The organism is Winogradskya consettensis (assembly GCF_018332715.1).
GTDB lineage: Bacteria > Actinomycetota > Actinomycetes > Mycobacteriales > Micromonosporaceae > Actinoplanes > Actinoplanes consettensis.
Genome location: NZ_BOQP01000004.1, coordinates 70,015 through 93,060, shown reverse-complemented (window position 1 = coordinate 93,060; position 23,046 = coordinate 70,015). Strand labels below are relative to the sequence as shown.

General features: G+C 71.3%; 21 protein-coding genes and 2 pseudogenes. 9 read left to right on the top strand and 14 right to left on the bottom strand.

The window, feature by feature from the left end:
• Positions 1–660: 660 nt before the first annotated feature.
• Positions 661–2,460, bottom strand: coding sequence for an arabinofuranosidase catalytic domain-containing protein (locus tag Aco04nite_RS04160; protein ID WP_308161606.1), 1,800 nt, complete (start codon positions 2,458–2,460; stop codon positions 661–663).
• 187 nt (positions 2,461–2,647) lie between these two features.
• Here Aco04nite_RS04160 and Aco04nite_RS49980 point away from each other — a divergent pair.
• A pseudogene (locus tag Aco04nite_RS49980) lies at positions 2,648–3,283 on the top strand (outer membrane protein assembly factor BamB family protein); the annotation flags it as partial.
• Between the two features lie 299 nt (positions 3,284–3,582).
• Here Aco04nite_RS49980 and Aco04nite_RS04155 read toward each other — a convergent pair.
• The 5 genes and pseudogenes from Aco04nite_RS04155 to Aco04nite_RS04135 all read right to left on the bottom strand — a co-directional run bounded on the left by Aco04nite_RS04155 (position 3,583) and on the right by Aco04nite_RS04135 (position 9,978).
• Positions 3,583–5,055: an ATP-binding protein gene (locus tag Aco04nite_RS04155; RefSeq protein WP_212995824.1), complete on the bottom strand. Its 1,473-nt coding sequence runs from the start codon at positions 5,053–5,055 to the stop codon at positions 3,583–3,585.
• Positions 5,056–5,116: 61 nt separating this feature from the next.
• Positions 5,117–6,733, bottom strand: coding sequence for a xylulokinase (locus Aco04nite_RS04150; RefSeq protein WP_244875735.1), 1,617 nt, complete (start codon positions 6,731–6,733; stop codon positions 5,117–5,119).
• A 49-nt stretch (positions 6,734–6,782) separates the two neighbouring features.
• Positions 6,783–7,563: pseudogene (locus tag Aco04nite_RS04145) on the bottom strand (SAM-dependent methyltransferase).
• A 26-nt stretch (positions 7,564–7,589) separates the two neighbouring features.
• Positions 7,590–9,428: a sigma-70 family RNA polymerase sigma factor gene (locus Aco04nite_RS04140; RefSeq protein WP_212995822.1), complete on the bottom strand. Its 1,839-nt coding sequence runs from the start codon at positions 9,426–9,428 to the stop codon at positions 7,590–7,592.
• Between the two features lie 241 nt (positions 9,429–9,669).
• Positions 9,670–9,978, bottom strand: coding sequence for a hypothetical protein (locus Aco04nite_RS04135; RefSeq protein WP_212995821.1), 309 nt, complete (start codon positions 9,976–9,978; stop codon positions 9,670–9,672).
• A gap of 71 nt (positions 9,979–10,049) precedes the next feature.
• On the opposite strand from Aco04nite_RS04135, the gene Aco04nite_RS04130 reads away from it, so the two are divergent.
• The 3 genes from Aco04nite_RS04130 to Aco04nite_RS04120 all read left to right on the top strand — a co-directional run bounded on the left by Aco04nite_RS04130 (position 10,050) and on the right by Aco04nite_RS04120 (position 11,599).
• A complete protein-coding gene (locus Aco04nite_RS04130) occupies positions 10,050–10,187 on the top strand; it encodes a hypothetical protein (protein WP_212995820.1) in 138 nt (45 codons plus the stop codon).
• Between the two features lie 94 nt (positions 10,188–10,281).
• Positions 10,282–10,695 carry a nuclear transport factor 2 family protein gene (locus Aco04nite_RS04125; RefSeq protein ID WP_212995819.1) on the top strand — a complete coding sequence of 138 codons (414 nt, stop codon included), beginning with the start codon at positions 10,282–10,284 and terminating at the stop codon, positions 10,693–10,695.
• A gap of 46 nt (positions 10,696–10,741) precedes the next feature.
• Positions 10,742–11,599 carry a helix-turn-helix transcriptional regulator gene (locus tag Aco04nite_RS04120; protein WP_212995818.1) on the top strand — a complete coding sequence of 286 codons (858 nt, stop codon included), beginning with the start codon at positions 10,742–10,744 and terminating at the stop codon, positions 11,597–11,599.
• Here the strand turns inward: Aco04nite_RS04120 and Aco04nite_RS04115 are convergent.
• Together Aco04nite_RS04115 and Aco04nite_RS04110 are read right to left on the bottom strand one after the other, a co-directional pair.
• Entirely contained in the window at positions 11,574–12,407 is an 834-nt protein-coding gene (locus tag Aco04nite_RS04115) for an oxidoreductase (RefSeq protein WP_244875734.1), read from the bottom strand. The genes Aco04nite_RS04120 and Aco04nite_RS04115 overlap by 26 nt on opposite strands.
• Before the next feature lie 79 nt (positions 12,408–12,486).
• Complete coding sequence (locus Aco04nite_RS04110; RefSeq protein ID WP_212995817.1) at positions 12,487–12,900, bottom strand: MarR family winged helix-turn-helix transcriptional regulator; 414 nt, start codon at positions 12,898–12,900, stop codon at positions 12,487–12,489.
• An 81-nt stretch (positions 12,901–12,981) separates the two neighbouring features.
• Here Aco04nite_RS04110 and Aco04nite_RS04105 point away from each other — a divergent pair, with 81 nt between their 5' ends.
• Both Aco04nite_RS04105 and Aco04nite_RS04100 read left to right on the top strand, forming a co-directional pair.
• Positions 12,982–13,851 carry an alpha/beta fold hydrolase gene (locus tag Aco04nite_RS04105; protein WP_212995816.1) on the top strand — a complete coding sequence of 290 codons (870 nt, stop codon included), beginning with the start codon at positions 12,982–12,984 and terminating at the stop codon, positions 13,849–13,851.
• A 103-nt stretch (positions 13,852–13,954) separates the two neighbouring features.
• Positions 13,955–14,908: a beta-ketoacyl-ACP synthase 3 gene (locus Aco04nite_RS04100; protein WP_244875733.1), complete on the top strand. Its 954-nt coding sequence runs from the start codon at positions 13,955–13,957 to the stop codon at positions 14,906–14,908.
• 26 nt (positions 14,909–14,934) lie between these two features.
• Here Aco04nite_RS04100 and Aco04nite_RS04095 read toward each other — a convergent pair whose 3' ends face one another.
• Entirely contained in the window at positions 14,935–15,219 is a 285-nt protein-coding gene (locus Aco04nite_RS04095; RefSeq protein WP_244875732.1) for a YxzC family protein, read from the bottom strand.
• A gap of 16 nt (positions 15,220–15,235) precedes the next feature.
• Here Aco04nite_RS04095 and Aco04nite_RS04090 point away from each other — a divergent pair, with 16 nt between their 5' ends.
• Together Aco04nite_RS04090 and Aco04nite_RS04085 are read left to right on the top strand one after the other, a co-directional pair.
• Complete coding sequence (locus Aco04nite_RS04090) at positions 15,236–16,300, top strand: DNA alkylation repair protein (protein ID WP_212995813.1); 1,065 nt, start codon at positions 15,236–15,238, stop codon at positions 16,298–16,300.
• A gap of 23 nt (positions 16,301–16,323) precedes the next feature.
• Positions 16,324–16,758 carry a VOC family protein gene (locus Aco04nite_RS04085; RefSeq protein ID WP_212995812.1) on the top strand — a complete coding sequence of 145 codons (435 nt, stop codon included), beginning with the start codon at positions 16,324–16,326 and terminating at the stop codon, positions 16,756–16,758.
• Between the two features lie 3 nt (positions 16,759–16,761).
• On the opposite strand, the gene Aco04nite_RS04080 is transcribed toward Aco04nite_RS04085, so the two are convergent.
• From Aco04nite_RS04080 to Aco04nite_RS04065, 4 genes are all read right to left on the bottom strand, one after another.
• Positions 16,762–19,413 carry an ATP-binding protein gene (locus Aco04nite_RS04080; RefSeq protein ID WP_212995811.1) on the bottom strand — a complete coding sequence of 884 codons (2,652 nt, stop codon included), beginning with the start codon at positions 19,411–19,413 and terminating at the stop codon, positions 16,762–16,764.
• A gap of 28 nt (positions 19,414–19,441) precedes the next feature.
• A complete protein-coding gene (locus tag Aco04nite_RS04075) occupies positions 19,442–19,639 on the bottom strand; it encodes an MbtH family protein (RefSeq protein ID WP_203841969.1) in 198 nt (65 codons plus the stop codon).
• 31 nt (positions 19,640–19,670) lie between these two features.
• A complete protein-coding gene (locus Aco04nite_RS04070) occupies positions 19,671–20,780 on the bottom strand; it encodes a hypothetical protein (protein ID WP_212995810.1) in 1,110 nt (369 codons plus the stop codon).
• Between the two features lie 72 nt (positions 20,781–20,852).
• Positions 20,853–21,137, bottom strand: a complete 285-nt coding sequence (locus Aco04nite_RS04065) for a hypothetical protein (RefSeq protein ID WP_212995809.1) — start codon at positions 21,135–21,137, stop codon at positions 20,853–20,855.
• 338 nt (positions 21,138–21,475) lie between these two features.
• Here Aco04nite_RS04065 and Aco04nite_RS04060 point away from each other — a divergent pair, with 338 nt between their 5' ends.
• A complete protein-coding gene (locus tag Aco04nite_RS04060) occupies positions 21,476–21,907 on the top strand; it encodes a VOC family protein (RefSeq protein ID WP_212995808.1) in 432 nt (143 codons plus the stop codon).
• Positions 21,908–22,004: 97 nt separating this feature from the next.
• On the opposite strand, the gene Aco04nite_RS04055 is transcribed toward Aco04nite_RS04060, so the two are convergent.
• A complete protein-coding gene (locus Aco04nite_RS04055) occupies positions 22,005–23,042 on the bottom strand; it encodes a helix-turn-helix transcriptional regulator (protein WP_212995807.1) in 1,038 nt (345 codons plus the stop codon).
• Positions 23,043–23,046 lie beyond the last annotated feature (4 nt).

The window sequence follows — 23,046 nt, the reverse complement described above, 5'->3', positions numbered from 1 at the left end:
TGGCGGGCTGCGGGCTGCGGGCTGTGGGCCTGTGGGGCTGCGGGCTGTGGGCCTGTGGGGCTGCGGGCTGTGGGGCTGCGGGCTGTGGGCCTGTGGGGGGCTGCGGGCTGCGGCGCGGATTGTGACAATCCGTTATCTCGGCCAGGAAGTGTCTTATGCGCTGAAAAATGATTGCCACGTGCTTGACGGCTGGGGCGACCAGACGTTGCGCCGTTGGAGGTTTTGGCGCAATATTCGGCGGGTTTGCGCGCCGGTTTTCATCGACGATTGTGGATCACTCTCATGTGGAACTACGGAATGTAGCGAGTGACGGATGAGGTGGCCGCGGCGTACGCAGCCTAAGCCCGGACGTCGCGCCCACGCCGCGATCGAGTGACATCGGCAGGTGCTGTCCCGCTGGCTCCCGAGCATGGGGCGCTCTCCGGTGCGGGAGTTGATCGCGTGGATGATCCGGATGTCTCCGGGGCGTGCAGCCGGCCTGGTTGAGGTCGATTCGGTCGTGGGCTTGCCGGAGCAGGCCGGCATTTGCAGATTTCGCCGCCCCTTGCCGGGCGCGTTAGGTTGTGTGCAATTAAATTGTGCACAACTTAATTGCACACAACCTAATTGTGCACAACGCAGTTGGGGAGCCGGGCGCCGTGAGGGCGCCCGGCTTCGTGGTCAGGTCAGGGTGAATTTCTGGGCGGCGGAGCCGTTGCAGTCGTGGATTTGCAGGCGGGTGCCGTTGGTGGTGGTGCCGTTGGGGGAGTCGAGGCAGCGGCCGGATTGGGGGTTGAGCAGGGAGCCGTCGGACTGCTGCTGCCAGGACTGGCCGCCGACGCCGTTGCAGTCGTAGAGCTCGACGAGGGTGCCGTTGGCTGTGCCGTTGCCGGTGATGTCGAGGCAGCGGCCGAGGGTGCGCAGGGAGCCGTTGCTGGTGTGGAACCAGTGTTGGTCGGCGGCGTGGCTCTGGCAGTCCCACAGTTGGACGGCGGCCAGGTTGGTGCCGGTGTCGTCGGCGGCGACGTCGATGCATTTGCCGCCGGGGGCGAGGGTGGCGCCGCCGCCGTTGACCGCGAACTTCTGGGCGGCGGCTCCGTTGCAGTCGTAGATTTGCAGGCGGGTGCCGTTGGTGGTGGTGCCGTTGGGGGAGTCGAGGCAGCGTCCCGACTGCGGGTTTCGGAGGGAGCCGTCGGCCTGCTGCACCCATTTTTGGCCGCCGGCGCCGTTGCAGTCGTAGAGCTGGACCTGTGTCAGGTTCGCGGTGCCGTTGCCGTTGATGTCGAGGCAGCGGCCCAGCGTACGCAGGGTGTTATCGGCGAAGTGCGTCCAGTGCTGATCGAGGGCGTACGTCTGGCAGTCCCACAATTGCACCCCCGCCAGGTTCACGGCGGTGTCGTCGGCGGCGACGTCGACGCACTTGCCGCCGGGGCCGGTGATTGTGCCCTGCGGTGCGGTCGGGGTGAGTGTCTGGCCCGAGTAGCCGGCCGCGACGATGTTCGCCTGCACCGCGTTGTCGGCGGCGTCGGTCGGGTATCCCGAGGTCATCACGCCCTCGAAGAACGTGCCGCGGTTACGGTTGCTGTTGTCGCCGCCGGTGCCCAGGATGATGGAGCCTTCCTGCTGCATCGGCATGTAGCCGCCACGGTTCGGCAGGGCGCCGTTCCACCACGTGCTCAGGGCGCCGGACTGGGAGTTGCCGCCCTTCAGCGCGTACGTCGTCCGACCGTTGTTCTTCAGCAGGGCCGTGACGAACGTACTGTTGTTTCCCAGGTTGGCGGTGTTGGAGCCGTTGGCCCCCTGGAACATGCCGTTCTCCAGGTCGGCCTCGACCCATGGCCCGGAGCCGGTGCACGGCGCGAAATAGCAGGTCGTGGCGATGCTGACGGCGTCCATGTGACCGTTGCCGGTGTCCGCGACCTGGATCTCGGCGTTGCCGTAGTCGAAACAGCAGTCCGAGCCGACGTGGGTGCCACTGGCCACCATGTACATGCCCTCGGGCTGACCCGCGGTGGCGACACCCGCTCCCGCGGTGCGGCGGTAACCGTGCTGCGGGGAGATCCAGATGCCGTACACCTTGTGGCCGCCCGCGATGACCGCGGCGACACTGGCGTCGGCAGGGTAGTCGGCAGCGCCCGCCGTGCCTGCCGGGGAGACGGTCAGGTCGTTGTGCCGCGCGGTCTGGTCGTAGATCTTGGTGATGCTGCACGTCGTACCGTTGCAGAACGCGTCGTGGTCGGCGGCGTTGGCGTACCCGCCGGCGGCCAGCAGGCCCACGTCGTGGGTGGCTCGGTCGGAGGCGCGGGTCAGCTGGTAGAGCGGGCCGTTGTACGCGCCGAACAGTGCCCGGGTGGTGCTGTGCGCGGCGACGCAGGCGGTGCCGGCCGCGCCGTAGATGTCGCAGGGTTGCGAGGTGGCGGCGTTCGCGGCGCCGGGCAGTGCGGTCACCGTGGCGGCGACCAGGGCGACCGCGGCCGCCACAGCCAGCAGTATCGATCGACTTTTGTGCATGGGGAATGTGCTCCTCACGGGGGAACGGAGCGTTCAGGCAAACATTGACACAAGTCGACTTGTAAACAGGAAATTACGCTTACTGATCGTTTGCGTCAATGTCCGTTCGAACGTGTTGGTTCCGGTGCTTGTTGAGTGACCGCGCGATACTCGACGCGTGACGCCCCTGATCGACCTCGACCGCGCCCCCGCCGCCCCGCTGTCACCGGCACCCGCCCGGAAACGACGGCCCTGGCTGCGAGCCGGCCTCGTCGCCGCCGTGCTGATCACGCTTGCCGCCGACGCACCCGAGTTGCGCGGCCTGGACCAGGTGCTCACGATCAGCGGCCCGCCGACCGCGGGCTTCCGGCTCGGCCAGGATGCGCTCTACACAGCGGTCTTCGCCCCGGTCCCGGCCATCGAGACAACCGTGACCCGCTACGACCTGACCGGCGATCGAGCTTGGACAACCACCGTCCCGAACCTCACCTCGGACCTCGTCCTCGCCCCCGCCGGCGATATCCTGCTGATCCGCGACAGCTCCGCCAGCCGGCTGACCTTCCTCGACACCACCGACGGCGCGATCCGCTGGCAGCGGACAGAACCACTCCTGGACCTGCTCACCATGACCGCCGACCGGGTCCTGCTGCGGACCGGCTCCAACCGCACCCTGACCCTCGCCGACCTGCGCACCGGAGCCCCGATCTGGCGCCACACCCTCGCCCCCACCGCCGAGGTCCACCCCGACGAGACAGCCGGCCGGATCGAGGTGGTCACCCCGGGCAACCGGGCCACAACCCTGCGGTTCGCCGACGGCTCAGTGCTCGGGCGCGGCATTCCCGAGGTACGCCCGGAGCCCGCCCACACCCCCACCGGCGCTGTGGACCTCCACCCCGACACCGAGCGCCTGGGCCAAACCTGGATCCTGACCCCGAACCCGACCGGCCCCGGCCGCCGCGCCCTCGGCCCGGTCACCGTCGGCTCGACGGACACCTGCAGCTCGAGCACGCCGTACCTCGCCTGCCAGACAACCTCCGGCCCCTCACCGTCTGGCGCCTGCCCGCATCCGGCTGAGCGGCTGGGCGACTGGGCGGCTGGGCGGCCGGGCCGGGGTCAGGGTTGCCAGGCCGCCACGACGTCGTCGGGACCCCAGACGACGTCGACGGCATCGGCCGGCAGATCCGCGCCGGATCGGGTGACGACGATCAGCCCGGTGTGCGCGGCGTCGAACCCGGGGATCTGGCGGGCGCCCTCGTGGAGCTCGTGCAGGTCACGGTTGTCGAACGGGGTGCCGAGCCACTTCAACGACCCGCAGAAGTGGATCCGCGTCGCAATGGGCTCCCGGTCGGCACCGACCAGATCGATCTCCGGATTGAACTGCCGATTCCACCATCCCCCGACAGCCTGGGCCTCGGGCCAGGGAACGGACCCGGTGATGACCGCCTGCTCCAGCGAGATCCGGATCAGCGGTTCGACCGCCCGGCCCCGCCAACTGCTCCATCGGTTCTTGAACAGCGAGTAACCGGCGTCGGGCCGGCCACGCTGGGTAAGGGTGTGGACGTCACGCAGGATGGAGAGGTAGAGCCGCAGGTTACTGTCGGCAACCCGGTACAGGGCAGGCTTGCCGGCGCTGGTCGACAGTGGCTGGTCGGCCGTCAGGATCTGCTTGTCGTCCGTGAGCTGTCGCAGCAAGGGGGACAGCGTTCCTGAGCTGATCGCCCCGGCGCGGCTGCCGGCGGTGCTCGCTATGTTCGCGAAGGTCCGGGCGTCGCCGCCTACCGCTTCAAGAACCCGCCGGGCCACATCCGGATTGGGAAATTCCGAGGCCAAGGACTGCTCCGGCACGGTGAACAGCGGAGATGAGGGGTCGGCGCACTGGTCGCGAAGGTGGTCGTCAGCGGGGGTCCCGGCCGGCCAGCGGAGCAACGTTCCGGGCAGGCCGCCGGTGATCAGGTGCGCGTCGATGGCGTCGGAGCCGGTCAGCCCGGTCACGGTGGCCGTCTCGGCCAGGTTCAACGGGCCGAGCAGGAGGTTGTCGGCCCGGCCGTAGAAGGGCCGGTCGTAGGCGATCAGGCGTTGCATCAGGTGCAGATCGCTGCCGAGTAGAAGCAGAAGGACCGGGCGGTTGGACATGAGCCGGTCCCAGACGACCTGCAGGTGCCCGTCGAACGTCTCGTCCTGCTCGCTGAGCCAGGGCAACTCGTCCAGCACGACGATGCATGGCCGATCAGGCAACGCCCCGGCGAGGACACGCAACATGTCACCCCAGCCACCAAGAAGACCGGGGCGTGGCGCACCGTCGGGGTCGAGCCCGGTGTCACCCGGCGCTGGCATTCGGGAGGTCGGTAGGTGCGAATTGGCCAGCTCGGTGAGGAATCGGCCGGTTGATCGGATGACCGATGCGCCTTTGACCGCCGTGAAATACAGGTAGGGCAGGCCGGATCGGTCACAGAGCTCTTGGGCGAGGCGCGATTTGCCGACCTGGTGGCGGCCGCGAATGGCGACGGAGAGCCCTCTGCCGGTCCGGGTGATGTAGTCGAGCCGCTTCGTCAGGAGAGACAGCTCGGTGCGCCGCCCGAGAAACACGCGGAGCTCCTTCGGCTGGACCGTGGCGGTACCGGCAGACGATCCGGTACCGCCGGAGGGGTCAGCTGTGGTCGACGGCGGCCTGTTGGATGGGGAGGGCGGTGATGTAGCGCTGCATGAAGGCGTCGAAGCCGGCCACGTCGGCCGGGTCGGGGTCGGCGGTGTTGAGCTGGGCGTCCGCGAAGACCGAGGTGGTCAGGAACGTGTCGAGGGTCTGGGACTCGGTGCGGGTGGCCGAGAAGGCGGCGAGGACGGCGATGCCCCAGGCTCCGCCCTCGGCGGCGAGGTTGCCGACGGAGACGGGGGTGTTGATGGCGGCGGCGAGGAGGTTCTGGGCGACGCCTTCGGTTTTGAAGAGGCCGCCGTGGGCGTACATGCGGTCGAGTTTGACCGATTCTGACTTTTGCAGGACGTCCATGCCGATGCGGAGGGTGGCGAGGGCGGCGTAGAGCTGGGTGCGCATGAACGATGCCAGGCTGAGGGTGCTGCCCGGTTCGCGCAGGAAGAGGGGGCGGCCCTCGTGGAGTTTGGTGATGGGTTCGCCGGAGAGGTTGTTGAAGGCCATCAGGCCGCCGCCGTCGGGGGCGCCGAGAAGGGCCGCGCGGAACAGGGTTTCGAAGACGGTGTTGCTGTCCGCGGAAACGCCGAGGGCGGTGGCGAATTCGGCGAAGAGGCCGGCCCAGGCGTTCAGCTCGCTGGCGCCGTTGTTGCAGTGGACCATCGCGACGAGGTCGCCGGCGGGGGTGGTGACGAGGTCGATCTCGGGGTGGACGCGGCTGAGCTCGCCGTCGAGGACGACCATGGCGAAGATGCTGGTGCCTGCGCTGACGTTGCCGGTGCGGCGGGCGACGGAGTTCGTGGCGACCATGCCGGTGCCGGCGTCGCCCTCGGGCGGGCACATCACGGCGCCGGGCTGCAGGGTGCCGGTGGGGTCGAGCAGGGTCGCGCCGGTTGCGGTGAGCGTGCCGGCGGGCTCACCCGCGGGGCGTACGGCGGGGAGCAGCTCAGCCAGCTTCAGCGGGACGCCGCGGCCGTCGACCAGGTCGTCGAACTGGGTCAGCATGCGGGTGTTGTAGCCGCCGGTGGTGACGTCGATGGGGAACACGCCGCTGGCGTCGCCGGTGCCGAGGATCTGCTCGCCGCTCAGCTTCCAGTGCACGTAGCCCGCGAGCGTGGTCAGGTGCGCGAGCCGGCCGACGTGCTCCTCGCCGTTCAGCACGGCCTGGTACAGGTGGGCGATGCTCCAGCGGTGCGGGATGTTGTACGCGAAGAGCTCGCTCAGCGCCTCCGCGGCGTCCCCGGTGTTGGTGTTGCGCCACGTCCGGAACGGCGTCAGCAGCTCGCCGTCCGTGTCGAACGCGAGGTAACCGTGCATCATCGCCGAGACGCCGAGCGCTCCGGGCGTACGCAACTCGGTGCCGTGCTTTTCCTTGACGTCCGAAGCCAGCGACGCGTAACAGGCCTGCAGCCCCGACCAGATCGCGTCGAGCGAGTAGGTCCAGGTGCGGTCGACGAACTGGTTCTCCCAGTCGTGGGTGCCGACGGCGATCGCCGCGTGGTCCGGGCCGGTCAGCACGGCCTTGATCCGGGTCGACCCCAGCTCGATCCCGAGCGCGGTGCGACCCTGCTCAATCGCCTCGCGCAAGTCGGCCGGCGGTCGTACATCCGAGTCAGTCATGAACATGTTCTACCTCAGAGCCGGCCGCGCGAGGTCAGCCCGGTGCCGACTACACCCGGGCGACGACCGCGTACTGCGCGATATCCGCGGCGGCCGGGCGTTGCGGCGGCGCGGTCTCGGTGCGCCACTCGGCAAGCGGGACGATGCCGGGCGGGAGCAGGTCCAGGCCGGTGACGAAGCGTTCGATCCGGTCCCGGCCGCGGGCGTGGAAGCCGCCGGCCGGCCCCTCGGCCTCGTCAAGCGCCGCGCGGGTGGCCGGGTCCATGAAGTCGTTGGTGCCGTGGCTCAGGGCCGGTGGGCAGGGCGTCGAGCAGGTGGGCGACCTTGGCGTACGGGTCGTCGGACTCGGCCACGAAGTGCAGCACCGCCACCAGCATGAGCGCGACCGGCTGCGTCAGGTCGAGGACCTCGGCCAGCTGCGGGTCGGCCAGGATGCGCTCCGGCTCGCGCAGGTCGGCGTGCAGGTAGGCGGTCGCCCCGGCCGGGGTGCCGGTCAGCAGCGCGCGGGCGTGGGTCAGCACGAGCGGGTCGTTGTCGACGTAGACGATGCGGGCGTCCGGGGCGATGGCCTGCGCGACCTCGTGGGTGTTGTCCGCGCTCGGCAGGCCGGTGCCGATGTCCAGGAACTGGCGGATGCCGGCGTCCCGGGTCAGGTGGGTCACCGCGCGGCTCAGGAATTGCCTGTTCTCGATGACCGCCATCCGGGTCGTCGGGAAAGCGGCCGCGATGGCGTCCCCGGAGGCCCGGTCGGCGGCGAAATTGTCCTTCCCGCCGAGCCAGTAGTTGTACCGGCGGGCGGGATGGGCCGTCGAGGTGTCGATGGATTCCATGGTGACCGCAGTCTATGGGAACGGCGCTATCGGACGCACCTGGCGTAACCGGAGCCGGCGGCGCGATAGGTCGTGAAACCGTCGTCGTAGTTGAGGGACCAGCGCAGGGACGGGTCGGGTGACGGGCGGGTGGCGGACCAGTATCTGGCGTCCTCGGCGGTGCCGGGGAACGCGGTGACGTCGATGGCGGGCGCCACGCGGGACTCGTCGACGGTGGTGGCGAGCTCCTGGACGCTGGGCAGCCGCCACTCGTGGCCGCCGAGGGTGAGCTTCGCGCAGTAGCCGGTCGCGTTCTCGGGCGGCATGGCGGGGGAGATCGCCCGCTGCCAGGTCAGGCCGGTCGCGGGGTCGAGCACCTGACCCGTGCTGACCCTGTACCGAGGGCGGCCGCTGCCGGGCTCCGAGCGTACGCAACGGACGTTGAATTTTCCGGTCTGGTCCGCGTTGTTGCTGGTCAGGCCCTCGTAGAAGTTGATGATCCAGGCCCGGGCCGGGGCCTTGGTGACGGCCCACGGTGACGAGGTCCAGAAGAAGCGGGGCGGGGTGCCGGGGAACGCGGTCTCGTCGATGGCGGGGTTGTCGCGGCTCAGGTCGGTGATCGACGTCAGTTCGACGCGGCTCGGCAGGTGCCAGCCGTCGCCGGCGAGGTTCAGGCCCGCGCAGTACTGCTTCGCCTCGGCGTACGTATAGGTCCGGGGTGCGGGTTTGCGCTGCCAGACGAGGCAGGTGATCTTGTCGCGGACCGTGCCGTCACCGAGGTTGGTGTAGCTCGCCCTGCCGGTGCGGGGCATCGGCCAGCTCGCCCACGCCTTCGCCAGGCCCGCGCCGCACGTCTGCTTCGTCCTGGTGGGGGCGGCGGCGGGCTCGGGGCCGGCGGACTTCGAGGGCTTCGGTGGCGTCGAGGGCCGCGGCGTCGTCGGGGCCGGGCCGGGCGACGCGGCTGTCTGCGCCACGGGGTGTTCAGAACCGGGAAGCTGTGTGTACGCCACCAGCGCGGCCGCGGCAACGACAACAGCTGCGGTGACGGAGGCGGCGACGTGGTTCACGCGTACGGTCCGGGTGGTCGTCGGGTTGGGGGTGGCTCTGAGCTGGGCCAGGACCGCTGCGGTGAGGTGGCCGGGGACCGGGAGCAGCGCGCAGCCGGCAAGGAGTCGTTCGGGGGCGATCTGGCCCTGCGAGTGACCCAGGCACGTACGGCAGTCGCGGACGTGCCGGTCGAGCCGTTTGCGCCACAGCGGACCTGGCCGCCCGTCCCAGCCCGTTGCGGCGATCTCCAGCCCGGGGCAGCGCACGCCCGCGTCGAGGGCGACGACGATGGCCCGGCCCCGGTCGAGCTGGGTGCGCATGCGCTGCACCCGGACCCCCGCGTACGCCGTGGTCGTGCCGAGCGCGTCGGCCAGCTCGCCCCGGGTGAGCTGACCCGCGGTCTCCTGCCACCACAGTGCCAGCACCGAGCGCTCCTCGGCGTCGAGCCAGCGGGCGGCTTCCGCGACGTGGCGGCGCTGTCCGGACAGGTCCAGGCGAAGGATGGCCAGCTCCTCGAAGTCGGTGACCGCGCCGGGCCGGTCGTCCACGGGGACCGTGCGGATGGCGGCCCCGCGTTGCTGGTGCAGGTCGACGGCGTGCAGCGTGATCGTCAGGATCCAGGCGCGGATGCTCTCCGGCCGGCGCAGCGCCGCCAGGTTGCGGATGACCTGGAGCATGACCTCCTGCACGACGTCGTCCACGTCGGGATCGCCACCGAGCGCCCGCCCGGCGACGTTGTAGACCAGCGGCAGGTACGCCCGGGCGAGCTGCTCCTGCGCCTTGCGGTCACCGCGCTGGGCGGCCCGGACCATGCGGTCGCCGCCGGTGTGCCTGCTCATCCGCCCTCTTCCACACCTCGACAAATGGGGGCGCGCTGACATTAGATTTGGCGCGGACCGGTTGTCAAACAATGTCGCGAAAAGCTGCGAGAGCCTACGCCTCCGGTCATATCAATTTTTCCGTGCGGACTTTCTCACACCGGTCCTACCTGCGTTTATGGATACGGGTGGGCTACTCAAATCCTCCATTGCCGCCGCGTTTACTATTGCTTGAGTCAATTCCTGGAGTCTGCCCCCGGAATCAGCCAGGAATGGGAAGGGAAACGATATCGAGGACCAGGACGGGTGCCGGCGCGGCGGTGCTGCTGACCGCGGCCGTGGCGCCGACGGGGTGCAAGAAGCAGGAGAACGTCGCGGCGCCGGAGCCCTCCGCCCCCGCGACCGCCGCACCCGCCGGGACGCCCCCGCGGACCGGCAAGCCGTCGCCGGGAAAGCCCACCACCGCCGAGCCGGCGAAGCCCAGCAGTTCACCGGGCACCGGGCGGTTGACGGAGAACCTGGGGCGGGGCGTTGTCGCGGTGCGCAAGAGCAGGACCGAGGTGCTCGTCACGTGGCGGGCCGCTGTACGCGCGGTTCGGGATCGGGTACCTGGACGGCGTACACCCCAGTCTCGTCGCCTTCATGAAGAACCGGCAGGGCAACAAGGGCTTCAACCTGATCGAGGACGCGGCCACCGGAAAGATGATCTGGCAGCACAGCGACCCGGCGATCGTCGACGTCGGCCGGGGGCTCGTCGGCGACGCTCCCGGATCCGTGTAGTGGCAGTACCTGGAAAAGCGTGACCTTCTCCGGGGCGGTCCGGGCGGGCGTAATGGAGGCACAGCAGCACCCCCGACATCCCCGGAGGAAAGTCATGTCGCACAACCAGGTCGTCCGAGAGTTGTACCAGGCTCTGAGCACGGGCGACGTCGCCGGCGTCCTCGCCCGGCTGGATCCGGACGTCGTCGTCGACGAGCCGCTCGCCCTGCCCTACGGGGGCACGCATCACGGGCGGGACGTGTTCGTGCAGTCGATTCTCGGCGTCATGATGGGTCACGCGATTGTCGAGATCACCGACTTCGACGTCTACGAGGGCGGGTCCGGCGTCATCGGGCGGCTCACCGGGACGCTCACCGCCCACACCACCGGCGAGAAGCTGCCGATCACGATGATCGAGCTCCACGAGGTCGACGGCGACACCGTGCGCAGGATCGACGTGTTCCTCAAGAACCCCGAGGAGCTCGCGGCCTTCTACGCCCGGTCCGCCGCCGGCGCCGTACGGGTGTAATGCCAGGGCCTGGGTTGTCCTGCTGCAAGTGAAATAGCCTGCGGGCATGACGTTGCAGCAGGACATCCGGGAGTTCCTGACGTCCCGCCGTGCCAGGATCACCCCGCAACGGGCGGGGCTTCCCGCGTACGGCGGGCGGCGGCGCGTGCCGGGACTGCGCCGCGAGGAGGTGGCGCTGCTGGCCGGGGTCAGCGTCGACTACTACAACCGGCTCGAGCGCGGCAACCTGCAGGGCGTGTCCGAGCCCGTGCTGGACGCCATCGCCCGGGTGCTGTACCTCGACGAGGCCGAGCATGCCCACCTGCACGACCTGGCCCGGACGGCGAACACCACCCCGGCCAGGCGCCGCCGTCCCGCCGTCCGGGAGGTCCGGCCCGCGCTGCAGCGGCTGCTCGACGCGATGACCGAGGCACCCGCCGCGATCGTGAACGGGCGCATGGACATCCTCGCGGTCAACCACCTCGGCCGCGCCCTCTACGCCGAGGTCCTCGACCACCGCGAACAGCCGGGCAACCTCGCCCACTTCGGCTTCCTGAACCCGCGCGGCCCCGCGTTCTTCCCGGACTGGGACCGGACCGCCGACGACGCCGTGGCGACCCTGCGCTCCACGGCCGGCGCCAACCCCTACGACCGTGACCTGTCGAACCTCATCGGCGAGCTGTCCACCCGCAGCGACGCCTTCCGCACCCGGTGGGCGGCGCACAACGTCCGGCTGCACCGCACCGGCGACAAGCGCTTCCACCACGGCGTCGTCGGGGACCTGACCCTGTCGTACGAGACCATGGACCTCGGCGCCGACCCGGGGCTGGTGCTCCTGGCGTACACCGCCGAACCCGGCACCGCCTCGCACGACGCCCTGCGCCTGCTCGCGATGGCCGCTACAGCGGGAAGCTCGTCTCGGTGAGCTCCTCGGAGAGCGTCCAGAGCCGCCGGGCCAGTTCCGGGTCGCGGGCGGCCGCGGAGCGGTTGATGAGCTCGGGGGCGCCGATCATGTGCGCGAAACGGCTCGGGCCGGTGAAACTGTTGCCCGGCAGGTCTGCCGTGGCCGCGTAGAGGGTCGGGAGCGCGCCGTCGTCGGGGCTCTGCGCCAGGAGGCGGGTCATGAGCTTGGTGACGGCGCCGCTGTTGGCATAGATCTCGGTCGCGACGTAGCCGGGGTGGGCGGCCATGGCGAGGACCGGTGAGCCCGCCGCGGTCAGGCGGCGCTGGAGCTCGGCGGTGAACAGCAGGTTGGCCAGCTTCGAGCGGTTGTACGCCGCTGTCTGCCGGTATCTCAGGTGCTCGTCGCGGGGGTCGTCGAAGTTGAAGCGGCCCATCCGCTCCGCCTGCGAGGACAGTGTCACCACCCGGCCGGTGACGTGCTTCAGGAGCAGGTTGGTCAGCGCGAAGTGGCCCAGGTGGTTGGTGCCGAGCTGCAGCTCGAAGCCGTCGGCGGTGCGGCGGAACTCCGGCACCGAGACCCCGGCGTTGTTGATCAGCAGGTCGACGGGGTCGTGCCAGTCGGCGGCGAATGCGCGTACGGAGTCGAGGCTGGCCAGGTCGAGCTCGCGCACCTCGGTCGCCCCGGCGGCCCGGCCCTTCTCGACGGAGCGTACGGCGGACACGACCCGGGCTCCCGCCCCGGCCAGTGCGCGGGCCGTGGCCAGCCCGACGCCGGAATTGGCACCGGTGATGATCGCTGTCCTGCCGGCCATCGGGGGAAGGTTCGTCATGACTCACTCCGCTCACGTGATTGCACTCAGTGGCATTACCGTACGCCGATGATGCCACTGAGTGCAATGAGGCCGGAGGTCAGGAGTCGGCTGTCGCCTTGACCAGCAGCTCGTGGAGGGTGTCGCGCTCGCCCGCGCTGAGGTGGCCGAGCGTGTCGGCGAGCACGGAGTCGGCCACCTCGCCGCCGGCCCGGCGGAGCTCGTAACCGGTCGGGGTGAGCTGGTGCTGGACCTTGCGGCCCGCGCCGTCGACCCGCTCGATCAGGCCGCGGTCGACCATCCGCTTCGCGAGCTCGCCCATCGACTGGTCGGTCTGGAAGGTGAGCTCGGCCAGCTGGTGCAGTGACGCCCCGGGGTTGGCATCCAGGTGACGCAGGGTGTCCCACTGCACCAGCGACAGCCCGAGCGGGGTGAGCCGCCGGTTCATCTCGCGGTGGTGGCGCCACTGGAGGCGCTTGACGGCCAGTCCGACCTGCTGCAACGAGGTAGTCACGGATCGGAGCGTATCCCAAGGTTGCGTATATAAGGAACCTGATCTAAGGTTCCTTATATCAACACGCAAGGAGAACCCGCCATGACTGTCCACACGATCACCGTCCCCGGCGTCGGCGTTGTCGACCTCACCGTCACCGACCGCGGCGAGGGACACCCTGTTCTGCTGCTGCACGGCGGCGGCGGTCCCCTCACCGTGAACCCCTGGGCCGACCGGTTCGCGGACGCCGAGCACGCCCACGTGTTCACCCCGATCCACCCCGGGTTCAACGGCACCCCGCGCCCCGACGCGCTCCACACGGTCGCCGGGCTCGCCGCGGCGTACGTTGCGCTGCTCGATGCACTTGACCTGAACGATGTGACGGTTGTCGGCAACTCGATCGGAGGCTGGATCACCGCCGAGATGGCCCTGCTGCACTCACCCCGGGTCAGCAGCTACATCGTGGTCGACGGTGTCGGCATCGACGTGCCCGGCCACCCGCTGCCCGACTTCTACTCCCTCACCCCGGCCGAGGTCGCCCAGCACAGCTATCACGACCCGGAGAAGTACGGCATCGACCCGGCCAAGCTGCCCCCGCCGGTCCGCGAGGCCATGGCAGGCAACCGGATCACCCTCGGGGTGTACGCCGGCCAGGCGATGACCGACCCGACGCTGGCCGGCCGGCTCGCCGCGGTGACCACCCCGACGCTCGTCGTGTGGGGCGAGGCCGACCGGATCGGCGACCCCGACTTCGGCCGCGCGTTCGCGGCGGCGATCCCCGGCGCGGAGTTCACGCTGATCCCGGAGGCCGGCCACCTGCCGCAGATCGAGGCCCCGGACGCGCTGATCAAGGTGGTGTGGTCCTTCGCGACCGCCCACGCGACCGCCCCTGCCACCGCCAAACCGGACTCCCTCGACGCGATGCTGCTGCGGGACCTGCCGGCAGCGGTCAGCTATGAGGGTCGGGGATGACCGGCAAGGCTGGGTCTGCTCCACGCCCGCCTGAACGCTTGGTTACCGGCGAGGAACTTCGAGAGCGGAGGGCACCCAGCCGGGCATGCTTGGATCGCTAGTCATGGCCCATCCTTTGCAGCGCCGTGCCGGTCACCCCGGATCGCGCATCCTGAGCGTGGCCTCGTACCGCCCGCGAACCGAAGTGGGCAACGAGGCGATCGCCGCCCTGATCGAGTCGAGCGACGAATGGATCCGCCGCCGCTGCGGGATCGAGTCGCGCCGGCGCGCGGCAGCCGACGAGGACGTGGTCATGATGGCCACGGCGGCGGCCTCCAAGGCCCTGGCCGGTGCGGGCGTTGACCCGTGCGACGTCTCGGCCGTCCTGGTGGCGACGATGTCCCACCGTGGCCGCGCGACCACCGCAGCACCCCTGGTGGCCGACGCGTTGGGAGCCACCGAGGCTGCCGCGATGGATCTGGGAGCGGCATGCGCCGGATTCCCGTACGCCCTTGCGACCGCCGACGCGCTCGTCCGCAGCGGCTCGGCCGGTTACGTGGTCCTGGTCGGCGCCGAGCGCATGACCGACATCGTCGACGAGCGTGACCGCGGCACGGCGTTCCTGTTCGGCGACGGCGCGGGCGCGGTGGTCATCGGTCCGGCGCAGACGTGCGATATCGGCCCGGTGGTGTGGGGTGCCGACGGCTCCGGGAGCGAGTTGCTGCGGTACGACGAAGCGGGCATCCTGCGCATGGCCGGCCCTGAGGTCTTCCGCTGGGCGACCTCCATCGTTCCCGACCTGGCCAGGCGCGCGCTGGACGCGGCGGGCATCTCGGCGGACGACCTTGCGGCTTTCATCCCCCACCAGGCCAACCTGCGCATCATCTCGGCCACCGCAAAGGCCCTGGGACTCGGCCCGCACGTGCGAGTGGCCACTGACATCACGACCAACGGCAACACCGGCGCGGCTTCCATCCCCCAGGCCATGGCAGCCCTGCCCGACACATCGGGTCCCGCACTGCTCGTCGGCTTCGGCGCCGGCCTCTCGTACGCGGCTCAGGTCGTCATATTGCCCTGACCCGCGAGCGGCTGTACGACCAGACGTCACCGGAGCGGGGTGAGCCCACAGCGCCTACGGAACTCGCTGAGCCACTGGCGCACTTGGTCGTCGTCGTGAATGAAGGTGCCATCAGGGCCCGCAGGCATGTCAATGCCATGTAGCAGGTCAAGTGCCCACCAGGCGACTTCATCCTCGACCCCGCCGGCCGAGGCTCTGTGCCACTGGGCCGCCCACCGGTCCGCCTCGTCGCGCGTGCGGGTGCCGGCAAGGACGGCCGTGATCCAGACATCGATCTCGCGGCGAGTGGGGAAGGGCTGAGCGGCATCCATGCTCGAAGGGTGCCGCATGGCCCACGTCGGCGCACGGGCTGCTCCGGGGAATCCGCTGAAGGCCCTGCGCACGGCGGCCGCAGCCCTCGACGGCCTCTCGTTGCGGGAGCGGGCCGACCTGCTGCGCGACGCGATCCTCACCGATGTGCCGGGCAGCTACGCCGACCTCGCGCGCGTCGTGCGGGCAGCCCGCACCGAGTTCGCGGGGTTCGGCGGCTGGATGATCTGGCCGGTCACCTCGGCGGTCGCGGCCAGGGCAGTCGCCGACGGGGGCGAGGCTGCGTTCGACGACGCGATGGCGATGATGGCCGAGCTGACCGGGCTGCTCACCGCCGAGTTCGCGATCCGGGCGCTGCTGCGCCACGACCTCGACCGGGCGCTGGCGACGGCGCTGGCGTGGACGGCCTCGGACGACGTCGACGTGCGCCGGCTCGCCTCGGAGGGCACCCGGCCGTATCTGCCCTGGTCGGTGCGGGTGCCCGGGATCATCGCGCGGCCCGGGGCGACCGTGGCGATCCTCGACGCGCTCTACCGCGACCCCAGCGAGTACGTGCGGCGCTCGGTCGCGAACCACCTCAACGATCTCAGCCGGGATCATGCGGGGCTGGTCGCCGAGGTGGCCGGGCGGTGGCTGGACGCGCCGGACGAGAACACCGGGCGGGTGGTGCGGCACGGGTTGCGTACGCTCATCAAGAGGGGTGATGCACGTGCCCTGGCCCTGCTTGGTTTCTCGGCGGAGGCCTCGTCGCTCGAGGTGGAAGGCCCGGCGGTGAACCGCGACGTCGTGCCGATCGGCGAGGCGGTCGAGTTCCGCGCGACGGTCCGCAACACCGGTGCCACGGACGCCCGGCTCGCCGTGGACTATGTCGTGTTCCACCACAAGGCCAACGGCTCCCGCACGGCGAAGACCTTCAAACTCACGACCACAACCCTCGAACCAGGCGAAACTCTCGAGGTACGCCGTGAGCACTCGTTCCGCGTCATCACCACCCGCCGGTACCACCCGGGTCCCCATGCGATCGCGCTGCAGGTCAACGGCATCGTCACGGACAGCGCCGGGTTCGACCTCGTGGCCGGGTGATCCGGGCCGGTACGCTGGCCGCCATGTTCCTAGGTATTGACCATGTTGGACTCATGACCGACGATCCCGCTCGCGCCGGCACCTTCATGAAGCTGCTGGGCATGTCGCTCACCGACCAGGGGGTCGCCGACGCGTACGGCGTGTCGTGTGACTTCTGGCAGTTCTCGGACGACGCCCGCGAGACCGCGGTGGAGCTGGTCGCGCCGACGCGGGACGACTCGGCGATCGCGGTGCCGCTGAGCACCCGCGGCCCCGGGCTCTACCACGTGGCCTTCGAGGTCGACGACCTGGACGCCGACGCCGAGGAGCTGGTGGCGGCGGGGTTCGTGCGCATCGACGAGGATCCGCATCCCGGCGCGCGCCCCGGAATGCGGGTTCAGTTCCTCTATCTGCCGGAGCCCGTCAATTCCCTGATGGAGCTGGTCCAGTACGACGAGCCGCGGCGCCGGAGAAGCTGATTCTCAGGGGGTGGGCCGGCTCGTGACGCGGGCGGGCCGGGCTGCGACGACGGCTCGCCCCACCATGTTGGCGATCTCGGCGCGGGACGAGACATCCAGCTTGACGAAGATGCGCCCGAGGTGGGTCTCGATCGTCTTGTGACTGACCTCCAGGGTCCGGGCGATCTGCCGGTTCGTCCGGCCCAGGCTGACCAGCTGGGCTATCTCGAATTCCCGCTTGCTCAGCACCAGTTGCTCCTCCTGCACCGGCGCCGCGGCCGTGACCGCCAGGGCGAGGGAGCCGGAGCCCGTCCGGGTGGCGACCTCCGCCGCCGCGGTGAGGTGCTCGGTGGCCCGGGCCGGATCGCCGAGCGCCGTCAGCGCGCGCCCGGCGGCCAGCCGGGCCCGGCCCATGAGCAGCTGCCGGTCGGCCGTGGCCGCGGCGGTTCCGGCGATGGCGGCCAGCGTCAGCGCGTCCGAGGGGCGCGCGGCGACCTCGGCCGCGAACAGCGAGGCTTCGGCGATCTGCCCGGGTAGCCCCGAATCGGCCGCGGCCTGCTGCGCGCGGGCGGCGAGCTCGCGGGCCCGGTCGTCGTCACCGGTGGCGGCCGCGATCCGGCCGGCGAGCACCGGCCCGGCCACGGTGTCCCAGCTCGGTGCCGGGTGCTCCGGAGCGGAACCGCAGGACGCGGCGGCTCCGGCGGCGATCTGCGTGCCGGTCAGGGTGGTCCGGGCCTGCGCGTACCAGGGGCTGCCGGTCGCTCCGGCCAGGGCGGCGAGGGCGGCCCGGGCCTGGTCGACCGCGGTGGTGACGTCGCCGGTCTCCGCGGAGACGGCGGCACTCAGGCACCGGGCGGCGGCGAGGGGTTCGGCGGCCGGGGCTATGTCGGTCAGGCGCAGAGCCTCCTCGGCGTGCAGCTGCGCCGCGGAGAGGTCACCGCGGAGCAGTTGGACCCGGCCGAGACCGATGGCGGCGGCCAGGACGACCGGACGGCGGCCGGTGGCGATCGCGACGGCGCGGGCCCGGCCGAAGTGGCGGGTCGCGGCGGCGTACCGCTCGAGGTGAACCTCCAGCCAGCCCAGCGCGACCAGCGCCTCCAGGCGCGAGGCGACCTGGGTGTCGGCCCGGGAGTCCACGATCTGCGCGGCGGCGTGGCTGCCACGCTGAGCGGCGGTGACCCCGCCGTGAGCCAGCCGGACGGTTGCCTTGACGGTCAGCGCGTACGCCCGCAGCAGCTCGTCCTCCCCGCTCGCGGTCGCCATGACCGCGTCGTCGCACCACGCGTCGAGGTCGGCGTGGGCGGGGTCGTCGAACGCGAGCACGCCACCCTGCACCGCCTGCGCGGCTAGCTCCACCATCAGCCGGGCGGCCTCGCGGTGACCGGGATCGGTGGCCAGGGCCGCGCGCAGGTGGTCGCGGGCGGCCTCGCGCCGGCCGTCCAGCATGGTCATCCGGGCGTGCCAGAGCGTCGCGGTGGTGGACTGCGTGCCGTACTCGGTGCCGGCGGCCAGCGTGGCGTGCTGCTCCAGGGCGGCGCGGCACTCGGCGTAGCGGCCGGTGGACCCGGTGGTGGTGATCAGGCCGAGGAGCAGGCCGGCGCGTTGCCGGCGGTTGGCGGGGTCCGGGGGGAGCAGCCGCAGGGCGGCGTCGTACCAGTTCGCCGCGGTCGCGGGGGCGGCTGTGCTCGCCGCCTCGGCCGCCTCGGTCAGAACGGTCAGGCCGGACCCGTCCGTGGCGGTCACGGCGCGTTGCACGTGGTCCGCGTACTCGGTGGCGGCGGCGCCGGAGCGGTGCAGGGCGGTCGCGGCGCGCTGGTGGGCGCCGAGCCGCCAGCCACCGCGGGCGGCGCTGTAACAGACGCGGCGCAGCACCGGGTGCCGGAAGACGAACGATCCGGTGGCGGGCCCGGGGCGCAGCACGTCCTCGGCGAGCAGCTCGTCCATGGCGTCGAGGACACCGGCGAGGTCGAGCTGCGCGACCTCCGGCAGCAGTCCCGGGGACAGCGGGTCGCCGAGGACGGCGGCGGCGTGCGCGACCAGGCGGGTGGATTCCGGCAACCGGCCGAGCTCGGCCAGCAGCGGGGCCGCGGCCAGCTGCGGCACCAGGGCGTCGGTGGAGTCGGTCGGCCGGCAGCCGCCCTCGCTGCAGGTGGCGGCCAGGATCTCCAGGTAGCGGGGGATGCCGCCGCTCTCCTCGTAACAGGTGGCGCGGTGGTGGCCGCAGAGCTGCGCGCCGACGAGGGCGGTGGACTCGCCCCGGGTCAGCGGACCGAGCGGCAGGTGGTGCGCGGACCAGCGGGCCGCGGCGCTCGCGATGGCGGCCAGCAGCCCCGGGTCGGTCTGCCGGGGCCGGTACGCCAGGATCAGGACGCCGCCGGTGGCCGCCGGCCGCCGGAGCAGCTCCAGGACCCGGGCCGCGGTGGCCGCGTCGGCCAGGTGCAGGTCGTCGATGATGACCACCCGCCCGGCCGGAGTGGTCGCTTCGGTGTCCACGGTGACGCCGGCCGCACGGGCTGCCTGCGCCCACTCCTCGAGCAACCGGGTCTTGCCGATCCCGGGCTCCCCGGCCACGTCGATCAGGGTCGCCTGATCCGCGCTCCGCCGCAGGCATTCCTCCAGCAGCGCTCGTTGCGTGGGCCGTCCGACGAACTCACGGCTGTGCGTGCCGGCAGTCACTGTGGTCTCCCCTCTTGTCCGGGCTCGCTCAGCTCGCGTGACGCAGGCTGAGCGGCCGCATGTCGGTCCAGACCTCGTCGATGTGCGCCAGGCATTCGGCCCGTGAGCCGGTGAACCCGGTGGCCCGCCATCCGGCGGGGACATCGCGCGTGGCCGGCCAGACCGAGTACTGCTCCTCGAGGTTGACCACCACGGCGTGCGGGCGGTCGTCGGTCGTGTCGTGCACAGGAACCTCCTGGGTGAGATGGTTGCGGGAGTCAGCGGCGCAGAGCCTGGTCGACCAGGCGGGCGAGGCGGGGTGCGGAATCGGCGTCGAGGCCCCAGCGGGCGGCCGCGGCGGTCGAGAGCAGCAGGCCGGGTGCGGTGGCACCGGGCAGCGTGACGGACGGGACCCGGCAGCCGGCGGCCAGGATCGCCGCGCGACGCAGCAGGTTCTCGGCCTCCCCGGCGTCCAGACCCAGCGGTTCGAGGTCGATCGGCACCAGGTGGGTGTCGGTGCCGCCGGAGACGACCCGGAGGCCGTGGCCGACGAGCTCCTTCGCGAGGGCACGGGCGAGCCGGACGCTGCGCTCCGCGGTGGCGCGGGCCGCGTCGCTGCCGGCGGCGGTGAGGGCGAAGGCGTGGGCGGCGAGCTCCCGGGAACCGAGCCGGGGCAGGGGAGCGGTGGCGCGGCGCAGGCGGTGCCGCAGCGTACGCGGGCCGCCGTCGAGGGGCATCGCGGCGTCGCGTCCGCTGAGCACGAGGCCGCTGCGGGGCCCGCCGAGCGGGGCGCTCGAGGCGATGGTGACGTGGGCGTCGTCGACCGGGCTGGGGTGCAGACCGGTGGCGATCAGGCCGGTGAGCCCGGCGACGTCCGCGATGAGCAGGGCGTCGACCGAGTCGGCGATCTCCCGCATGGCCGCGGTGTCGAGCAGCCGGGAGTCGGACGGTGAGCCGCAGAGAATGACGGCGGGACGGTGCTCGGCCGCGAGGTCCGCCGCGGCGGCGAGGTCCACCCGGTCCCGGCCGTCCAGCCCGAACCCGAGCCAGCCGGAGGCGTAGTCGCGGACGGCGGTGCCGCTGTCGGGGGACGGGCCGCGGGTCATCCGGATGTCGAACACCACGTCGTCGGGTTCGACCAGCGCGGCGAGGACGTGGGTGAGAGCCTCGGCGGGGGAGTGCGGGCTGAGGTCGGCGTACCGGGCGCCGAAGGCCTGCCGGGCACGTTCCTCGGCGAGCTCCGTCGTGGTTCCCCGCAGCGAATCCGCCGGGACGGCCGGGAGCAGGCTCGCGTTCGGCGTGAGGTCGAGAAGGGCGTGGTGGTCACCGGCCGGGGATCGGGGATCGGGCCTCGCGGTGGTCGTACCGGTGAACTCTGCTGTGGTCATGCTCGGGAACTCCTCGAAGAAGGCCGCGCTGGGTGCGGCAGGTAACCGGCTGTGGGCTGACCGGCCGCGGGCTCACCAGTCGACGCCGCCGTCACCGTCGTCGCCGTCGGTGTCCGCGAGGGCGGCGACCGTGGCGTGCCGCCAGTCGACGCCGCCCTCGGTGTCCCCGCTGACGCCGTCCGCGAGCACCACGTCGCCGTCGAGGGGAGCCGGCTCCCAGTCGACTCCGCCGTCCGACAGGACCGCAGCCGCGGGCCGGGCGAGCTCTGCAGTGATCCCAGCGGTCACCGCGCCGACCGTCGGCAGGGCGCCGGCGAGGATGACGAAGAACGTCGCGGTGGTCTTCTGGATGCTCATTTGCGCAAGCCCTTTCGGTGCTGAGAGGAATGGTTTCCCCTCGAAGTGGTGAGCCCGGGTGACCGGTGTTCCGGCCGCCCCGGCGGTAACCACAACATTGGCCGAACGAGCGGGGCCGGGATAGATCACGCGGCCTTCAGCAACCTGTCTGGCAGTAAGTTACCGGCGTCCGGTGACCTGCTCTGTCCGCATTTTTCGGGAAACGTTTACCAAGAAACGTTGATCGGGAACTGTGGGGTGTCCTGGTGGGACAGTCATCGCCCCGCGCTGTCCGTCCCGGATGGACCGGGTAAAGTCCGCGGCTGCGGATAAGGAGATCGATACCGAGGGAGCACGGAATGTCCGCCGCACTCAGCTACATCACCTTCCGGTGCGCGCCCCCGTGCGAGCCCTACGACCTGGCCCTGTTCTGGAGCCGGGTCCTCGGCACCCCGGTGCGCCCGCAGGACCGCTCCGGCGACGACGAGGTGGGTCTGGTGCCGGCCGTGCCGGGCGGCCCCGGACTGTTGTTCGTGCGGGTGCCCGACGTCAAGGGCGTGGCCCACAACCGGGTGACCCTCGAGGTGGAACCGTCCGCGTCGCAGGCCGAGGAGATCCGCCGGCTGCTCGATCTGGGCGCCGTCCTGGTGGCCGACGAGCGCCGGCCCGGCGGCCGTGGCCGGGTGGTGCTGGCCGACCCGGTCGGCAACGAGTTCACCGTCCCGCGCAGCCAGGACGAGAGGGACGACTACGACCGCCGCACGGCGTCGGCGCCGGCTGCCTGGGAGTGAGAGAGGGCTGCCTGGGAGTGAGAGAGGGCTGCCTGGGAGTGAGAGAGCTGCCTGGGAGTCAGAGACAGCTGCCTGGGAGTGACGCGGGGCCGGGTGCTCAGCCCGCCGGCTCCGGCGGGGCGCCGCCCAGCAGGCCGCGCTGATGAGCCAGCACCCCGGCCTGGAACCGGCTCTGCGCGCCCAGGCTCGCCAGGATCGCGGCGATGTGCCGCCGGCAGGTGCGCACGGACATCCCCAGCCGGCGGGCGATGCCCTCGTCCTTCTCCCCGGCGGACATCTGCTGGAGAATGGCCTGGTAGATCTCCGAGCTCATCTCCTCGTTGTCGTCGGTGCTGTCCACGGGGAAGGGCAGGCCCGCGTCGAAGAGGGCGTCGAAGCTGGAGATGAGGTGCTGCACGACGCCGGGCTCGCGGACCATGACCGCGCCCTCGTTCGGGTCGCCGCTGGCCGGGGGGAGGAACGCGACCTCGCGGTCGAAGACGATCAACCGGCGCGGCACCACCGGCACGGTGCGCAGCAGGGCGCCGCGCGGCACGACGGTCGCGGCGTACCGCTGGGTCGCCTGGTGGTTGCGGGTCGAGTGCTGCAGCACCGTGCGCATCGTGACCCCCCGTTCGAGCAGCAGCATGTCCAGCGCCAGGCTGCGGGCGAGCCCGTCGTCGGACATGCCGCTGCCGGGATGGGCGATGTGCAGCTCGACCCGGGCCCGCCGGGACTGGTCGGCCAGCAGGTGACGCACCATGTCGACGTCGTCGATCACATCGATCGCCTCGGCCGCCCGGCGCTCCTGCCGTGCCTCGTAGTAGGTCGGCAGGAGCGCCTGCACCTCCTGACGCACCCTGGCGAGCTGGGCCTGCCAGAGCCGGATCTCGTTCTCGTCCTCGACGAGCAGCGCCGCCAGGGCCAGATCCGGGCTGACCGCGTCGAACTCCCGGCTGGGGTCGAGCGAGTCGCGCAGCAGCGTCATCCGGCGCAGGTTGGCGATGTGCCCGCCGATGCTGTCCTCGGCCATCTGCAGCGTGCTCATGGCCTCGGCCCGGGTCCAGCCGGGATTGCTCACGGCGAGCCGGTAGAGGCGTACGTCCTCCTGATCGAGCTGGACCTTCGGGACGTCGCGCCACTGTCCGATGCTCACCTGC

Bases quoted from the DNA above. Each gene is read 5' to 3' on its own strand.
- Aco04nite_RS04095 (WP_244875732.1), bottom strand. From the start codon at position 15,219: ATGGATGCCGCTCAGCCCTTCCCCACTCGCCGCGAGATCGATGTCTGG.
- Aco04nite_RS04060 (WP_212995808.1), top strand. From the start codon at position 21,476: ATGTCCGCCGCACTCAGCTACATCACCTTCCGGTGCGCGCCCCCGTGC.
- Aco04nite_RS04140 (WP_212995822.1), bottom strand. From the start codon at position 9,428: ATGAGCAGGCACACCGGCGGCGACCGCATGGTCCGGGCCGCCCAGCGC.
- Aco04nite_RS04125 (WP_212995819.1), top strand. From the start codon at position 10,282: ATGTCGCACAACCAGGTCGTCCGAGAGTTGTACCAGGCTCTGAGCACG.
- Aco04nite_RS04150 (WP_244875735.1), bottom strand. From the start codon at position 6,733: ATGACTGACTCGGATGTACGACCGCCGGCCGACTTGCGCGAGGCGATT.
- Aco04nite_RS04090 (WP_212995813.1), top strand. From the start codon at position 15,236: ATGGCCCACGTCGGCGCACGGGCTGCTCCGGGGAATCCGCTGAAGGCC.
- Aco04nite_RS04115 (WP_244875734.1), bottom strand. From the start codon at position 12,407: ATGACGAACCTTCCCCCGATGGCCGGCAGGACAGCGATCATCACCGGT.
- Aco04nite_RS04105 (WP_212995816.1), top strand. From the start codon at position 12,982: ATGACTGTCCACACGATCACCGTCCCCGGCGTCGGCGTTGTCGACCTC.
- Aco04nite_RS04070 (WP_212995810.1), bottom strand. From the start codon at position 20,780: ATGACCACAGCAGAGTTCACCGGTACGACCACCGCGAGGCCCGATCCC.
- Aco04nite_RS04100 (WP_244875733.1), top strand. From the start codon at position 13,955: ATGGCCCATCCTTTGCAGCGCCGTGCCGGTCACCCCGGATCGCGCATC.
- Aco04nite_RS04085 (WP_212995812.1), top strand. From the start codon at position 16,324: ATGTTCCTAGGTATTGACCATGTTGGACTCATGACCGACGATCCCGCT.
- Aco04nite_RS04065 (WP_212995809.1), bottom strand. From the start codon at position 21,137: ATGAGCATCCAGAAGACCACCGCGACGTTCTTCGTCATCCTCGCCGGC.
- Aco04nite_RS04120 (WP_212995818.1), top strand. From the start codon at position 10,742: ATGACGTTGCAGCAGGACATCCGGGAGTTCCTGACGTCCCGCCGTGCC.
- Aco04nite_RS04130 (WP_212995820.1), top strand. From the start codon at position 10,050: ATGAAGAACCGGCAGGGCAACAAGGGCTTCAACCTGATCGAGGACGCG.